A 14,240-nucleotide genomic window follows, 5' to 3' on the forward strand; every position below is an offset into this window, starting at 1 on the left:
CGGGTCAGCGGACGGGGCTCAGGAGACCAGCGCACCCAGGAGCGCGGACACGGCCAGGCCGAGGGCCATCCACGCGAGCATCGAGCCGGCGACGTAGCCGACGAACGCCCAGCGGTGGGCGGCGGAGCCCTCGAACCGCGGCGCGGGTGCGAAGCGCACCATCTCGACGAAGCGGCGGACGCGCATCGCGCGCGAGGACGGGGTGGGGCGGGACGGGGTCAGGGCGAGCGCGGACACGACGGGGCTCCTCGTGGGATGGGTGCTGGAGTTGTGGCCGGGGTCGCCGGCCCGGCCATCGTCTCACAGTCTGGACACTCGCCCTGGGTCCGGGGTCCCACGCGCGGGTACCGTCACCCGGTGCTGCACCGGATCGTGGAGACGCTCGTGCCCGCCCGGCTCGGCACGGGCTTCCGTTGGGTGCTTGCCTCGTCCTGGACGACGAACCTGGGCGACGGCATCGTGCTCGCGGCCGGGCCGCTGCTCGTCGCGTCCCGCACCGACGACGCGTTCCTCGTCGCGCTCGCGGCGCTGCTGCAGTGGCTCCCGCCGCTGCTGTTCGGGCTCTGGGCGGGCGCGCTGACCGACCGGCTGGACCGGCGTCGGCTCATCATCACGGTCGACACCGCGCGGGCCGTCGTCGTCGGGCTGCTCGCGGCAGCGGTCGCGCTGGACCATGCCTCGATCGCGCTGGTGCTGACCGCGATGTTCCTGCTGGGCACGGCGGAGACGTTCGCGGACAACGCCTCGAGCACGCTGGTGCCGATGCTGGTGCCGCGCCTGGACCTGGCTGCGGCCAACCAGCGCATCCAGGCCGGCTTCATCACGGTCAACCAGCTGGCCGGGCCGCCGCTGGGTGCCGCGCTGTTCGCCGCTGGTCAGGCGACGCCGTTCGCCACGCATGCGGTGCTCGTGGCCGCGGGCGCCGTGATGGTCTCGCGCCTGCGCCTGCCCCCGCACGCGACGGACCGCGGCGAGCGCACGCACATCCGCGCGGACATCGCCGAGGGCGTGCGCTGGGTGTGGCACCACGCCGCGGTGCGCACGCTCGTGCTGACCATCCTCATCTTCAACGTCACGTTCGGTGCCGCCTGGTCCGTGCTGGTGCTGTACGCGCAGCAGCGCCTCGGGCTGGGCGACGTGGGCTTCGGGGTCATCACCACCGTGCAGGCGGTGGGCGGGCTCGTCGCGACCGCGGGGTACGGCTGGCTCACGCGCCGGGTCACGCTCGCCGACCTCATGCGCATCGGCCTGGTCATCGAGACGCTCACGCACCTCGCGCTCGCGCTGACGACCACGGCGTGGGTCGCGATGGTCGTGTTCCTCGTGTTCGGCGCGCACGCATTCGTCTGGGGCACGACGAGCGTGACGATCCGCCAGCGCGCGGTCCCGACCGCGCTGCAGGGCCGCGTCGGGTCCGTCAACCTCGTCGGCGTGTTCGGCGGGCTCGTCGTCGGCGCGGGCGTCGGCGGCGTGCTCGCGCAGCACGGCGGCGTCACCGCACCGTTCTGGTTCGCGTTCGTGGGCTCGGCGGTCTTCGTCGTGCTCATCTGGCGCCAGCTGCGGCACGTCGCGCACGCCGACGAGCAGGACGCGCCGCTGGACTCCCCCGCGCCGCCCGCATCCGACGCACCGGCGACGTAACCCCCGGCCCCGTGCGAACACTTCCAGGTGTGAGCGACGACGAGACGCCCGACGCCCGACGGTTCTCCGAGCTGTGGGACCGCTACGCACCCCGCATCCAGGCCTACGCGCTGCGGCACGTGGACCGGGACGAGGCCCCCGAGATCCTGGCGGAGACGTTCCTGGTCGCGTGGCGCCGCCTGGTGGACGTCCCCGGTGAACCGCTGCCGTGGCTGCTGGTCGTCGCGCGCAACACCATCGCCAACCACCACCGGTCGCGGCACCGCGCCCGCGTGCTGGCCGACGAGCTCATGCGGCTCCAGCTGGTCGCCGCACCCGGACCGTCCCCCGCGGACGGCGTCGCCGAACGTGACGCGCAGCTGCGCGCCCTCGCGGCGCTGACCACGACCGAGCGCGAGGCGCTCCTGCTCGTCGCGTGGGACGGCCTGGCCCCGGCGCAGGCGGCGCTCGTCGCCGGCTGCTCCACCTCCGCGTTCAAGGTGCGCCTGCACCGCGCCCGCCGGCGCCTCGACTCGAGCCTCCAGCAGGGGGACCTCGACGAGCGCGCCGCCGGCCCCGCCAGCACGCCCCCGTCCGACGCGGCCCTGTCCCTCGTCCCTCAGGAAGGCTGACCCGTGCACCTCACCGACCTGCGCCCGGACCGGACCGTCGACCCCGACGGCCTGACCGCCGCGCACACCCTGCTCCGCACCCGGATCGACGCGTCGAGCCACCCGGCCGACGACCTCGCACCCCGCCGCCGCCGCCGCGGCGCGCGGCGCCTGGCCCTCGTCGGGGTGGCCGCGGTCGCCGCGGCGGGCGTCGCGCTCGCCCTGCCCAACCCCACCGACGCGCCGGCGTTCGCGGGGTGGACCGCGCTGCCGGCCCAGTCCTCGCCCGCCGACCTGGCGACCGCGGGCGCGCAGTGCCTCGAGCTGCGCACCGCTGCCGCACCCGACGACCCGCAGAACCTCGCGGGTGCGCACCCCGTGGTGACCGACCGCCGCGGGTCGACCACGTTCACGGTGCTCGCGTCCGAGGCCGGCCTGCAGTCGTGCCTCATCGGGCCGCACGTCAGCTCGTCCACGGTCGTCACCGGGCAGGGCGGCTCGAGCCTGCAGTCGTCGTCGGACGACGAGACCGGGTCGAACGTGCACATCGGCACCATCCGGGAGGACGTCCCGCCCCCCGCGGACGGCGCGACGTTCGTCGGCGGCGAGACCCAGGGCTTCGGCAGCGACGAGCCATGGGGCTCGGCGGTCGGACGCGTCGGCGCGCAGGTCACCTCGGTGGAGGTCGGGCTCAGCGACGGCACGACGCTCACCGCGAGCGTGCACGACGGCGTGTGGGCCGGCTGGTGGCCGGGCGAGAGCCACGTCGCGTCGGTCACGCCGACGCTCGCCGACGGCAGCACAGGGACCGCGCCGGAGATCGAGCGGTACGACCTCACGGTGGTCGAGGGCTCGCAGTCCGGCGGCAGCGCGGAGGGCACCGAGGTCGTCGAGGACGACTGACACCCACGACGAGGGCCCCGGGGACGTCGATCCCCGGGGCCCTCGCGCGTCATCGTCGCGACGGGCACGTCGCCGGCGCATCCGGCGGCCGGACGGACGCGTGGGACGCGCTGACGGGACGGGGCCCGCACGGCACAGTGGTGCCCCGGCGGAGAGGAGCCCCATGGACGACCCGGCCCAGCAGGCGTTGGCGGCGGCCTGGCGTGACTCGTGGTCGCGGGTCGTCGCGCTGCTCGTCGCGCAGTACCGGCGGCCCGACCTCGCCGAGGACGCGGCCGCGGACGCGTTCGAGGCGGCGGCGCGGACGTGGCCGAGCGCGGGCGTGCCCACCAACCCGGGCGCGTGGTTGCTCACCGCGGCGCGGCGGCGCGTGCTGGACCGGCTGCGCAGCGAGGTGGTGCACCGCCGCAAGGAGCCGCTCATGGCGGTCGACGACGAGATGCGCGCGCTGGCCGCCGCCGCGGTGGACCCGGGTGCGCACGTGGCCGACGAGCAGCTGCGGCTGGTGTTCGCGTGCGCGCACCCCGCGCTCACGCCCGACGACCGCGTCGCGCTCACGCTGCGGTTCGTCCTGGGGCTGTCCACGGCGGAGATCGCGCGCCTGCAGCTGGTCCAGGACACCGCGATGGCGGCACGGCTCACGCGGGCCAAGAAGCGGCTCGCATCCTCGGGCGTGCCGTTCCGCACCCCCGAGCCCGCCGAGCTGCCGGACCGCCTCGACGTCGTCGCGACCGTGGTGTACCTCGCGTTCACGTCGGCGTACCAGCCCGGCGCGTCGGGCCTGCACACCGACCTGGGTGACGACGCGATCCGGCTGGCGCGCACGCTCGACGCGCTCCTGCCGGGCCACGACGCGGTGCGTGCGCTGCTCGCGCTCATGCTGCTGCAGCACTCGCGCCGCGACGCACGCGTGGCCGACGACGGGACCCTGGTGCTGCTGCCCGACCAGGACCGCAGCCGCTGGCACCGCGACGAGATCGCGCAGGGCGTCGCGCTGCTCGCCACGCTGCCGGACCAGCCCGAGACGCGGCTGGGTGCCGAGTACCGCCTGCAGGCCCGGATCGCTGCGGAGCACGCGACCGCCGCGACCTCGGCGGACACGCGCTGGACCGTGATCGCGGAGCACTACGCCACGCTCGAGCAGCTCACGGGCTCGCCCGTGGTGCGCCTCGCGCGGGCGGTCGCGGTCGCCGAGGTCGCGGGCCCCCGCGCAGGCCTCGAGCTGCTCGAGGGTCTCGAGGTCGGACTCCCCCGCCACCACCGGCTCCCGGCCGTGCGGGCGGAGCTGCTCACGCGTGCGGGCCGGCCGGATGCCGCACGCGCCGCGTACGACCGCGCGATCGCGCTGACACCCAGCCCCGCGGAGGCCACGCTGCTGCGCGCGCGCCGCGCCGCGCTGCCGCTGACGTGAGGGCTACCCCGCCACGAGCAGCGCGAGCAGCGTCGCGTTGAGCCCGACGACGAGCACGCACACGGTGACGAGCGCCGCATGCAGCCGGGCGCCCGTGCGCGCCTCGCCCATCACGTCCCGCGACCGCGTCAGCCGCACCAGCGGGATCACGGCGAACGGGATCCCGAAGCTCAGCACCACCTGGCTCACCACGAGCGTCCACGTGGGGTCCGCACCCGCCGCGAGCAGCACCACCGCCGGGATGATCGTGACCACGCGGCGCACGAGCACCGGGATCCGCCGGTGGATCAGGCCCGCCATGATCGTCGCGCCCGCGTAGGCACCCACCGACGTCGACGCGAGGCCCGACGCGAGCAGCCCGACGGCGAACGCGACGCCCACCACGGGGCCCAGCGCGGACGTGATCGCCGCGTGCGCGCCCTCGATCGAGTCCGTGCCGGGCACGCCCCGCAGGCCCGCGGCGGCCAGCAGCAGCAGGCCGATGTTGACGACACCGGCGACCACCAGCGCGATACCCACGTCCCATCGCGTCGCACGCAGCAGACGGTCCCGCCACGGTCCGGGCTCGGCGTGGCCGTGGCGGTCCCGCGCGAGTGCGGAGTGCACGTAGATCGCGTGCGGCATGACCGTGGCCCCGAGCATGGACGCCGCGAGCAGCACCGAGTCCGTGCCCTCGAACCGCGGGACCAGGCCCGCCGCCATGCCACCCGCATCCGGCGGGCTCACGACGAGCCCCGCGAGGAACCCGAGCGTGATGACCGCGAGCAGCGCCACGATCACGTGCTCGAACCGCCGCTGGCCGAACCGGTCCTGCGTGGCCAGCAGCGCGAGCGAGACCAGCCCGACGACGACACCGCCCAGCCACAGCGGCAGACCGAACAGCAGGTGCAGCGCGATCGCCCCGCCGACCACCTCGGCCACGTCGGTCGCGGCCGCGACGAGCTCCGCCTGCGCCCAGTACCCGAGCCGCGGCCCGCGGCTCAGCCGCTCGCCCAGCACGTCCGGCAACGACCGGCCCGTGACCAGCCCGAGCTTGGCGGACTGGTACTGGACCAGCACCGCCATCACGTTCGCGGCGACCAGCACCCAGAGCAGCAGGTAGCCGTACCGCGCCCCGGCCGTCAGGTTGGCCGCGACGTTGCCGGGGTCCACGTACGCGATGGCCGCGACGAAGGCCGGCCCGAGCAGCATCGCCCGGCCCGGGACGGACCTGACCGTGACGTCGCGCACCTGCGTCACACGCCCCACCCCACTCCAAAGTTCGGCTCTCCGAACTCTACGCCACCCCGTCCCCGCGACCTGGCGGACACCACCACCCGCGAACTGGCGGATAGGTACCAGTTCGGCGGGGTGGGGAGGCGAGCCGGGCACGCCCCACCGCGAGCTGGCGGATAGGTACCAGGTCGGCGGGGTGGGAGGGGAGCCGGGCGCCCGGTCACCCGCGAACTGGCGGATAGGTACCAGTTCGGCGGGGTGGGGGTCAGGGGGTGGGAGGGAGGGGGTGGGTCCAGGGGGTGGAGGGGGTGGCGGGGGCGACGAAGCCGACGCGGCGGAAGTAGTCCTGGTTGGCCGGCACGGGCTCGACGACGAGCCGCTCGAACCCGCGCTCGCGGAACACGCCCGAGCGCCGGTAGACGAACTCGCCGGGCGTGAAGTCGCGGAACCGCGGCGTGACGTAGTCGAGCTGCACGCGTCCCGTGCCGGCGCCCTCGTCGTGCACCTGGACCACGCCGACCGTCTCGTCGCCGCGGACCACCAGGAACGCGACCGAACCGCTGCGCGGCCCGGCGTAGCCCGGGGCGAACCGCGCGATGTCGGCGGCGTGCACGTCGAGCACGCGGGCCAGGTACGCGTCGTCCGGGCGGACCTCGACCACCTCGTACGCGGCCTCGTCGTGCCGCTCGCGCAGCAGCCGGGCGAGCCAGTACACGTCGATGATCGCGATCGCGCCGTTCATGGCGGCGAACGGCCACACGCCGATCGCGATGTTGTAGCCCGTGGCGATCACGGCACCCACCAGGTTGAGCACCCGGAAGCGGAGCACGCGGGCCTGCATGAGCGAGACGACGACCAGCACGGAGCCGATCCAGCCGATGACCTCGAGCCAGTTCATGGCCCCGAGGCTAAGCCCCACCGCGCGCGGCGCCGGAAATCGGTGGCGCCGGCCGCGCGACCGCCGGAGGGTGGCACGCATGACGACGGTCCGGCGGGTCCTGCCCACGGCCACGGCGACGGAGCCGGCGGCCGCCCTCCTGCGCGGCTACGTGGACGCGCACAACGAGATCTCGCTGCACACGTGGGGGGACGACGACTACGTCCGCACGCCCCAGGAGGTGCACGGGGCCACGCGCGACGACGCGTACGAGAAGGTGGTGCGCCTGGTCGCGCTCGACGACGACGCGCCCGACGAGCCGGAGCCCGACGCGGTGCACGGCCTCGGGATCGTCGTGCTGCCGATGCAGGACAACACGGCGTGGGCGTACGTGGGCGCCGAGGTCCGGCCCGGACGTCGCGGACGCGGCGTGGGCACCGCGCTGTACGGCGCGGCGCTCGAGATCGCGCGGGCGCACGGGCGCACCACGCTCATGGCGGAGACCGACCACGCGGCCGAGCCCGCGCCCGGCGCGGCGTCGCTGGCCGCACCGACCGGCTCGGGCCGCGTGCCCGCGGACGACGCGGGTGCGCGGTTCCTGACCGCACGGGGCTGGCAGCTCGAGCAGGTCGCGCGTCGGTCGATCGTCCGGCTGCCGCTCGACGCCGACGAGGTCGAGCGGGCGCGCGCCGAGTCCGCCGCGATCGCGGGCCCCGAGTACCGGACCGTCGGCTGGGAGGGGCCCGTGCCGCCGCGGTGGCGTGCGGGCATGGCCGCGCTGTTCACGGTCATGAGCGACGGGGTCCCGCTCGCGGGGCTCGAGTACGAGCAGGAGCGGTGGGACGACGAGCGCGTCCGCCTGCGCGACGACGAGCACGCGCGCCGCGGCATCGTCGACTGGACCACGGCGGTCGAGCACGTGCCGTCGGGCACGCTCGTCGGCTACACGGTGCTGCAGGCGATCCCCCCGGCGGTCCACTACGTGCACCAGGAGGACACGCTCGTGGTGCCCGGGCACCGGGGGCGCCGGCTCGGCATGCTGCTCAAGGCGACCAACCTGCAGCGTCTCGCGGCGGCCCGTCCGCAGACGCGACGCGTGGGCACGTGGAACGCCGAGGAGAACGACCACATGCTCGCGATCAACATCGCGCTCGGCTTCCGCCCCGCGGGGTGCTCGGGCGAGTGGCAGCTCCGGCTCGGCGACGCCGCACCCGGGGACGTCGCCCGGCCGTGAGCAGACCCGGCAGCCGGCTGATGCGGGCTGCCGGGCCTCGCTGCGAGCGCGCGGCGCGGCGGCCGCCGCAGCGGCCGGTCGGTGCCGACGGTCAGGCGTCGACGGGCCCGGTGGGCTCGGCAGGCGTCGCCGGTGCCGTGGTCGGCGGGGCATCCGTCGGCTCGTCGGCCAGCAGGCGGTACAGCGCCCGCCGCGTGGCGTCGATGGACGCCGCCGCGCTCGCGACCTGCTCGGGCGTGCCGGTGCGCGCGACCTGCTCGGCCGCGCCCGCGAGCGCGTGCAGCGCCGAGCGCAGCACGTGCGCGGGGTGCTCGGACCGCTCGTTGGCGGCCTGCCACGGGTCGCCGAGCTCGTCGGCGCGTTCGGTCACGTACGTGCGGCCCGCCTCGGTCAGGGTCGCGAGCTTGCGGCCCGACGCGCGCTCGATCGTGACCAGGCCCTCGTCCTCGAGCATCGCGAGCGCGGGGTAGATCGCGCCCGGGCTCGGGCGCCACCGCCCCTGCGTGCGCTGGTCGATCTCCTGGATCAGCTGGTAGCCGTGCATCGGCTGCTCGGCGAGCAGCAGCAGGACCGCGGCCCGGATGTCCCCGCGGCCGGCGCGACGGCCGCGGTGCCCGCGCCCGCCCGGGCCCGGGCCGTGCGGTCCGCCGGGGCCGAAGAACCGGCCCCCGCGCGGGTCGTCGTCCGGGCCGAACCCGGGACCGCCGGGCCCGCCGAAGCCGGGACCGAAGCCCGGGCCGCGTCGGCCCCGGGAGGGGCCCCAGGTCGGGTCGGCGGCGAACGGACCGTCCGGGCGCCGACGGCGCTCGTCACGGTCACGGGGGAAGAAGGTGTCGGTGGGGTCGGGGCGCTGGTCGCGCCGCTCGAACCCCGCGTCGTGGTGGTGTCGCATGAGGTTCTCCTCAGGTCAGGGGCCACCGGATGTCGGCGACACGGTCACGATATATCGTTGATACATCGCTGACAACCCCGATGGGCATCCGCGTACAGTCCGGACCCGGAGGTGGCCATGCCCGTGGTGCTCGCGGCAGTCGGCGGCGTGATCGTCGGGCTGTTCGTCGCGCACGTGCGCCGGACCGGCCGGACGCCCCTGATCGTCCTGGTCGGTGCCGCGCTCACGCTCGCGTTCGTCGCGACCGCCTACCTCGCGTGGTCGTCGGCCGCGGGCCGGCTCCCCTGGATCGCGTTCCTGGTGGCCTACGTCGTCACGTACGCCGTCTCGCCGCTCGAGCCGCGACGGAGCCCGGACGGCCGCGCACCGACGTCCTGAGCGTCACCACCCGCGCCCGCCCGGACGCACCCGGTGGGGCCGCGCCCGCCTACCGGCCGCCGACGACCGCGGGCGGCGCGCCCGCGGCCTGCCACCAGCCCGACCAGCGCTGCATGACCTGCTCGAACGTCTCGTCGTCGATCCCGTAGACCGACAGCACCGCGTCCACGGTGCCGTGCGGCGGGTGGCTGCCAGCGGGCCGTTCGCGGATCACCAGCAGCGACTCGGTGATGCCGTGCAGCTGGAGCCCCAGCTGGTGCTCGGTCTTGTACAGCACCGTCCCGCCCAGCAGCGTGCCGTCCGGGCGTCGCGCCTGCAGGTGCCCGCCCACCGGCACACCACGCACGCCGTGCAGCCCGGCCCGGTCGAGCAGGCGGTCATGACGGTCGCCCGCGTCCAGCCCGTCGGCGGACAGCGTGCGCCGCTCCTGGCCCGGGTGCACGCGCAGCGCGAACCGCAGCTGGTGCGCATCGGCGAGCCAGCGCTCGTCGCGCTCGTCGAGCACGCCGTCGTAGTCGTCGGAGTACCGGTCGTGGCTCGGCCGCGTGACGGTCAGGCGCGTGGTGTGCGGCTCGTGCGCCGAGCTCGCGACCGTGACCGCGTCGTGGTTCGGCCACGTCAGCGTGCGCACCGCGCGGTCGCCCTCGAGGTCGCGCGTCTCGACCGCCGAGGTGACCAGCGCACGGATCTCGTCCTCGAGCCCGGCGTGCTCCCACGCGTGCCAGCGGCGGACCAGGGCCGGGTCGCGCAGGTGCGCCCACACGGTCGCGGGATCGGCGGGGATCTCGAGCGACACGATCTCGCGGCGTTCCAGGGACATCGCGCATCACCTCTGACCGTCGACGTCGACGGACGAGCTCCGTCCCGTTCGACGCTAGCCCGGGCCTCCGCGCGCCGCACGTCGGTCCGGCGGCGCCGGGCCGCACGTCACGCGGCGGGCAGCACCACCACGGCGTCCGGAGTCACGCCGAGCGTCACCGCCGTGCCGGGCGCGGGCAGCACCGCACCGGCCACACCGGACGCGCTCGCGGTGACCTCGCCGAGCCCGGGCACCACGACGCTCAGGGTCGGCCGCCCGCGGCGCGTGTGGACCGCCAGCACGGTCCCGACGAGGCCGCGCTCGTCGTCCGCGGTCACGACGAGCGCCCCGGGCGCGAGCGCGAGCTGCGCACCGCCCGCGGCGGGCCCGGCCGCGTCCCGCAGCGGCGCGGGTGCGTCGCGCACCGCGACGAACGCCTCGTACCCCAGGAACCGTGCCACCTGCTCGTCGGCCGGGGCCCGCCACAGCGCGCCGGGCGCGTCGACCTGCAGGAGGCGCCCCGCGGCCATCACCGCGACGCGGTCGGCCACCGTGAACGCCTCGTCCTGGTCGTGCGTGACGAACAGGGCAGTGGTGCCCGTGGCCAGCAGAGCCGCACGCAGGTCCAGCGCGAGCCGTTCGCGCAGCGACCGGTCGAGCGCCGACAGCGGCTCGTCCAGCAGGAGCAGCCGCGGCCCCGGGGCCAGCGCACGTGCGAGCGCGACGCGCTGGCGCTCACCGCCCGAGAGCGTCGCGACGGCGCGCGGACCCGCGCCCGGCAGGCCGACGAGCTCGAGCAGGTGCGTGACGCGCTGCGCGACCGCGGCGCGCGGCCGGCCAGCGAGCCCGTAGGCGATGTTGCCCGCGACGTCGCGGTGCCCGAACAGCTGCCCGTCCTGGAACATGAGCCCGAAGTCGCGGCGGTGCACGGGCACGTCGGTCACGGGCTCGCCCGCCCACGTCACGGCGCCCGCGGCGAGCGGCTCGAGGCCGGCGACCGCACGCAGCAGCGACGACTTTCCGCACCCCGAGGGACCCAGCAGCGCGAGCACCTCACCACGTGCGACGTCGAGGCTCACGCCGTCGACCGCCGTCGTCCCGGTCCGCCCCCGCCGCGCGGCGGGGTACCGCACGACCGCGTCCCGCACCCCGAGGCCGTCGCGGGCCGGCGCGCCCGCGCGGCGGGGCCCGGTCAGGGAGGTCACCGTCGGATCCGTCACCACTCGCCTCCATCGCCCGTGCGCCGCAGCCGCTCGCACAGTGCCACGACCGCGGCGGTCAGCGCCGCGAGCACCACCGATGCCGCGAGCGCCATGCCGTAGGACTCGGGCCCGGGCCGGCCGATGAGCCGGAACACGACCACGGGCAGCGTGGGGTTCTCCGGCCGCGCCAGGAACGACGTGGCGCCGAACTCCCCCAGCGACGCCGCGAACGCGAAGCCCGCCGCGAGCCCGATCGAGCGGGCCGCGAGCGCGAGGTCCACGGTCCGCAGCACGCGCCCCGGCGCGGCGCCGAGCGTCGCGGCCGCCTCCCGCAGGCGCGGGTCGATCGCGCGCAGCACGGGCAGCACGGTGCGCACCACGAGCGGCACGGCCACCACGGCCTGGGCGACCGGCACCAGCAGGGGCGAACGTCGCAGGTCCAGGGGCAGGCCCAGCGGCTCGTGCATCGCGAGCAGGAAGCCGAACCCGACGGTCACCGCGGACACGCCGAGCGGCAGCATGAACAGCGCGTCGAGCCCCGCGACCGCGCGGCGCGCGGCGGGGCGACGCGGCCGACGTGAGACCACGAGCGCGACGAGCCCGCCGACGACGAGCGCGAGCACGGTCGCGTCGACCGCGGTGCGCAGCGACGTGAGCGCGGCCTGCCACACCGTCACGGTGACGCCGCCGCCCACGGTGCCGAGCGCGCGGTAGTGGTCCAGCCCCCAGCCGTCGCCGACCCGCAGCGAGCGCACCACCAGGTTCACCAGCGGGAGCGCGAGCAGCACGACGACGAGCGCCGTGACGCCCGTGGCGGCCAGCAGCAGCGCGTGCCCGTCGTGGCGCGGGGTCCCGGCGGGGCGGCGCAGCCGCAGCGGCCGGACCACGAGCTCGGGCTCCGCCAGGTGCAGGGCACGTTCGCGACGGCCCCGGGCACGGCCCGCCACGGTGAGCGCCGCGCCGACCACGACGAGCTGCACCACGGACAGCACGGCCGCCGCGCGCAGGTCGAGGAACTGCGTGGTCTGCACCCAGATCTCGGTCTCGACCGTGCCGAACCGCAGACCGCCCAGCACCAGGACGGTGCCGAACGCCGTGGCGCAGAACAGGAACGCGAGCGACGCGGCGGACGCGATCGCGGGGGTCAGCGCGGGCAGCGTGACCGTGCGGAACGCGCGCCACGGCGTGGCGCCCAGCGCCCGGGCGGCCTGCTCGGCCCGCGGGTCCAGGCGCTCCCAGAGCCCACCGACGCCCCGGACCACCACGGCGTAGTTGAAGAACACGAGCGCCGCGACGATCGCCACGAACGTCCCGTCCAGGTGCAGGAAGCCGAGCGGCCCGCCTTCGACGAGCAGCGACCGGAACGCGACGCCGACCACCACGGTCGGCAGCACGAACGGCACGGTCACGAGCGCCCGCACCGCCGCGCGTCCGGGGAACCGGTGGCGGTGCAGCACGTACGCGCCGGGCACGCCGAGCAGCACGCTGACCGTCGTCGCGACCCCCGCCTGGGCGAGCGTCTGCCCGATGATCCGCCACGTCCGCGGCCGGCCGAACACGTCGGCGAACCCCGACAGGTCCAGCCGTCCGTCGACGACGAACCCGCGGCCGACCATCGTCGCGACGGGGTAGGCGAAGAACACGAGCAGGAAGGCGAGGGGCAGCGCGACCGCGACCGTCCAGCCGAGCCCGCCCCACCCGGACCGGGGCGCCCGACCACGACCCGACGCCGTGGGCGTCGCGTCCCCCTGCGTCGCGCCGTGCGCGCGCCGGGTCGTGGTCGTGGCGGTCATGGGGTGCTCAGCCGATCACGGTGTCCGACCACTGCTCGAGCCACGTGTCGCGCTCGGCGGCGATCTCGTCGGGCGCCACCTCGAACGGCTGCTCGGCCAGCGGGGCCCACTGCTGCCACTCCTGCGGCAGCTCGACGGCCGTGCTCACGGGGTACATGTACATCGAGCCCGGGATGTCCGCCTGCACGGCGTCCGAGAGCAGGAAGTCGATCAGCTGCTGCGCACCGGAAGGGTTCTGCGCGTTCGCGAGCACACCCGCGTACTCGACCTGCCGGAAGCACGTGCCGAGCAGCGCACCCGTGGTGGGCTCGGTGCCGCCCTCGGGCACGGTCGACGGCGGCGAGCTCGCGTACGACAGGACGATCGGCCGCGGCCCGTCGCCCCCGCCGCCCGAGAAGTCGGTGAAGTACGCGTCGGACCAGCCGTCGGCGACCTTGAGGCCGTTGTCGACGAGCCCCTGCCAGTAGTCCTGCCACCCGTCCGACGAGGCCGCGACCGTGGTCAGCAGGAACGCGAAGCCCGGAGAAGACGTCACGGGGTTGGGCACCACCAGCAGGTCCTCGTACTGCGGGTCCAGCAGGTCGTCGAGCGTCTCCGGCTCGGGCACGTCGTGCTCGTCGAACCAGGCGTGGTCCACGTTGAGGCACACGTCGCCGTAGTCGACCGCGGTGAGCGCACCCTCGTCGTCACCCGCCAGCGCGTGCGTCGCGGCGTCGGCCGCAGCCGGGGCCGCCGACGTGTACGGCGCGAGCACGCCCTCGTCGAGCGCGCGTGAGGCGAACGCGTTGTCGATCCCGAACACGGCGTCGCCGAGCGGTGCGTCCTTCGTCAGGACCAGCTGGTTGACCAGCGTGCCGGCGTCGCCCGGCTGCACCACCTCGACCGTGATCCCGGTGCTCGCGGTGAAGTCCTCGAGCAGGCCGTCGGCCAGCGCGAACGAGTCGTGCGTGACGAGCGTGACCGTGCCCGGCGCGCCGCTCGACGGCCCGGCGCTCGCGGACGTGCTCGGCGCCGCGGGGTCGTCGGTGGAGGTCAGCGAGCACGCCGCGAGCGCGGCGATCGGGACCAGGGACAGGGCCGCACGCAGCGTGCGGCGGTGAGCGAGCGTGCTCGCCATGGGTGGTGCTCCTCCTCGTCGGCAGGAGGGGTGCCCCGCACCCGCCGACGACCGTGGTCGCCGACGACCACGAGGAGAGAAAGCCCGACTCCCTACGCCGGTATCACCCGGATCAGGTTCGAGGGTCTGCGGTGGTCCGCACTCTCAGCGCCCGGGCCGTGGCCCGACGCTCCCCTGTCGTTCGGCCC

14 protein-coding genes and 1 riboswitch are annotated in these 14,240 nt (G+C 75.8%); of the genes, 6 read left to right on the plus strand and 8 right to left on the minus strand.

Translation table 11 applies throughout. From position 1 onward, the window contains the following. Positions 1-18 precede the first annotated feature (18 nt). Positions 19-237 carry a hypothetical protein gene (locus CELGI_RS15250; protein ID WP_013885036.1) on the minus strand — a complete coding sequence of 73 codons (219 nt, stop codon included), beginning with the start codon at positions 235-237 and terminating at the stop codon, positions 19-21. Between the two features lie 123 nt (positions 238-360). Between CELGI_RS15250 and CELGI_RS15255 the strand changes: the two genes are divergently transcribed. The 4 genes from CELGI_RS15255 to CELGI_RS15270 all read left to right on the plus strand — a co-directional run bounded on the left by CELGI_RS15255 (position 361) and on the right by CELGI_RS15270 (position 4,545). Further along, positions 361-1,641, plus strand: a complete 1,281-nt coding sequence (locus CELGI_RS15255; protein WP_041574839.1) for an MFS transporter — start codon at positions 361-363, stop codon at positions 1,639-1,641. Positions 1,642-1,670: 29 nt separating this feature from the next. Further along, a complete protein-coding gene (locus tag CELGI_RS15260; protein ID WP_013885038.1) occupies positions 1,671-2,252 on the plus strand; it encodes an RNA polymerase sigma factor in 582 nt (193 codons plus the stop codon). Positions 2,253-2,255: 3 nt separating this feature from the next. Next, a complete protein-coding gene (locus tag CELGI_RS15265; protein ID WP_013885039.1) occupies positions 2,256-3,134 on the plus strand; it encodes a hypothetical protein in 879 nt (292 codons plus the stop codon). A 163-nt stretch (positions 3,135-3,297) separates the two neighbouring features. Beyond that, positions 3,298-4,545, plus strand: coding sequence for an RNA polymerase sigma factor (locus CELGI_RS15270; protein WP_013885040.1), 1,248 nt, complete (start codon positions 3,298-3,300; stop codon positions 4,543-4,545). Positions 4,546-4,548: 3 nt separating this feature from the next. Here CELGI_RS15270 and CELGI_RS15275 read toward each other — a convergent pair whose 3' ends face one another. Both CELGI_RS15275 and CELGI_RS15280 read right to left on the minus strand, forming a co-directional pair. Then, positions 4,549-5,736: an Nramp family divalent metal transporter gene (locus tag CELGI_RS15275; protein ID WP_081465444.1), complete on the minus strand. Its 1,188-nt coding sequence runs from the start codon at positions 5,734-5,736 to the stop codon at positions 4,549-4,551. 289 nt (positions 5,737-6,025) lie between these two features. Then, positions 6,026-6,658, minus strand: coding sequence for a YgjV family protein (locus CELGI_RS15280; RefSeq protein WP_013885042.1), 633 nt, complete (start codon positions 6,656-6,658; stop codon positions 6,026-6,028). Between the two features lie 79 nt (positions 6,659-6,737). On the opposite strand from CELGI_RS15280, the gene CELGI_RS15285 reads away from it, so the two are divergent. Beyond that, positions 6,738-7,871, plus strand: a complete 1,134-nt coding sequence (locus CELGI_RS15285; RefSeq protein ID WP_013885043.1) for a GNAT family N-acetyltransferase — start codon at positions 6,738-6,740, stop codon at positions 7,869-7,871. Between the two features lie 91 nt (positions 7,872-7,962). On the opposite strand, the gene CELGI_RS15290 is transcribed toward CELGI_RS15285, so the two are convergent. Continuing rightward, positions 7,963-8,763 carry a PadR family transcriptional regulator gene (locus CELGI_RS15290; protein WP_013885044.1) on the minus strand — a complete coding sequence of 267 codons (801 nt, stop codon included), beginning with the start codon at positions 8,761-8,763 and terminating at the stop codon, positions 7,963-7,965. A 111-nt stretch (positions 8,764-8,874) separates the two neighbouring features. Here CELGI_RS15290 and CELGI_RS15295 point away from each other — a divergent pair, with 111 nt between their 5' ends. After that, a complete protein-coding gene (locus CELGI_RS15295; protein WP_150104766.1) occupies positions 8,875-9,141 on the plus strand; it encodes a hypothetical protein in 267 nt (88 codons plus the stop codon). 49 nt (positions 9,142-9,190) lie between these two features. Here the strand turns inward: CELGI_RS15295 and CELGI_RS15300 are convergent, their stop codons facing one another. The 4 genes from CELGI_RS15300 to CELGI_RS15315 form a co-directional block, all read right to left on the minus strand. After that, positions 9,191-9,961, minus strand: coding sequence for an SRPBCC family protein (locus CELGI_RS15300; RefSeq protein ID WP_013885046.1), 771 nt, complete (start codon positions 9,959-9,961; stop codon positions 9,191-9,193). 107 nt (positions 9,962-10,068) lie between these two features. Then, positions 10,069-11,145: an ABC transporter ATP-binding protein gene (locus CELGI_RS15305; RefSeq protein ID WP_245528121.1), complete on the minus strand. Its 1,077-nt coding sequence runs from the start codon at positions 11,143-11,145 to the stop codon at positions 10,069-10,071. 11 nt (positions 11,146-11,156) lie between these two features. Next, a complete protein-coding gene (locus CELGI_RS15310) occupies positions 11,157-12,935 on the minus strand; it encodes an ABC transporter permease (protein ID WP_013885048.1) in 1,779 nt (592 codons plus the stop codon). Between the two features lie 7 nt (positions 12,936-12,942). Beyond that, positions 12,943-14,052, minus strand: a complete 1,110-nt coding sequence (locus tag CELGI_RS15315) for a thiamine ABC transporter substrate-binding protein (protein WP_013885049.1) — start codon at positions 14,050-14,052, stop codon at positions 12,943-12,945. Between the two features lie 72 nt (positions 14,053-14,124). Continuing rightward, positions 14,125-14,238: riboswitch (TPP riboswitch) on the minus strand. Positions 14,239-14,240: the final 2 nt, after the last annotated feature.

The organism is Cellulomonas gilvus ATCC 13127 (assembly GCF_000218545.1).
Lineage (GTDB): Bacteria > Actinomycetota > Actinomycetes > Actinomycetales > Cellulomonadaceae > Cellulomonas > Cellulomonas gilvus.